Consider the following 1118-nt stretch of genomic DNA (forward strand, 5'->3'; position numbering starts at 1 on the left):
CGGGGTGCTCGCGCGCGAGCCAGGCCGCAGCCGGCATGAAGCCATGGCTGTCGTCCCAGGTGATCAGGTGCCGCCCGCCCAGCGGCTCGCCGTCGATGTGGGGATGACGCTCGAGGTAGCCGCGGCTGCCGTAGACCGAGTAGGTCATATGGCCGATGCGTCTGACCTTCAGGTTGCCCCGGCTTGGCCGTACCACGCGCAGAGCGATGTCCGCTTCGCGCCGGTTAAGCTCCGCCGTGACGGTACTGGTGATGATTTCGAGGCAGATGCCCGGGTAGCGCTCGCGGAATGCCGGCAGGGCGGGAATGATCAGGTCGGTGGCCAGGTTCTCGGAGGTGGCCAGCCGCACGCTTCCAGCCGGTTTCTTGTCCAGCCCTGCGGCGCCCCGCTCCAAGGCCATGATGCTTTCTTCGACGCGCTCGGCATGGCACAGCAGCTCACCACCTTCGTCCGTCACGAAATAACCGGTCTGATGGCGCTGGAAGAGGATGGTGCCGATGCTCTGCTCCAGCTCGGTGATGCGCCGGCTGACGGTGGACTGGCTCACGGCCAGCTCCGTGGCCGCCTGAGTGAGACTCCCGCTTCGCGCCACCGCGAGGAAATACTTCAGGTCGTTCCAGTCCATGCTCGTTAAGTCCTGTAGGCATGGCCCGTATCATTCGTTGTTTTCGACGACGACCGCAACAGCCTCGCCATGCATTGCCGGGATGCGCAGCCTGCCTTGGTCAGCGAGTAGCCCGGACGACCGCTGACGGTGGATGAAAAGCGTCACCCACCCTACTGGCTTTTGCCTTTCTTCCTGGCAATCGCCTTCATACGCGCCGCGGCTTTCTGTACGGCGGCCATCTTCTCGGGGCGTTTCATGCCCCGCCATTTGCGGATTTCCTCGCGCGTGCGCCCGCATCCGACGCACAACTCGCCGTTGAGCTGACACAGCGACACGCAGGGGTTCTCAATGTCCTTGGCCACGTTTGCCCCTTGCCGGCGGCTCCACCGAGAACGCCACATGTTCAGCGATGCTGGAAACGCTGATGCCCACCTCATCGAAAGCGGCTAGGGTCAGCGCCAGCATTCTGGCCTGGTCCGCACTGGCGAGTGCCCGCGCCCTGCTCGCCTCG

General features: G+C 64.7%; 2 protein-coding genes. Both read right to left on the reverse strand.

Annotation, left to right across the window (positions count from 1 at the left end):
* On the reverse strand, window positions 1–625 hold a 625-nt coding region (locus tag GYB81_RS23335; RefSeq protein WP_161897967.1), incomplete at its 3' end, for a LysR family transcriptional regulator.
* Window positions 626–777: 152 nt separating this feature from the next.
* Window positions 778–969 (reverse strand): DUF1289 domain-containing protein, encoded by a 192-nt coding sequence (locus tag GYB81_RS23340; RefSeq protein ID WP_161867997.1) that lies wholly within the window; start codon window positions 967–969, stop codon window positions 778–780.
* Window positions 970–1118 lie beyond the last annotated feature (149 nt).

The sequence above is a fragment of the Pseudomonas yangonensis genome (assembly GCF_009932725.1).
GTDB classification, from domain to species: Bacteria; Pseudomonadota; Gammaproteobacteria; order Pseudomonadales; family Pseudomonadaceae; genus Aquipseudomonas; species Aquipseudomonas yangonensis.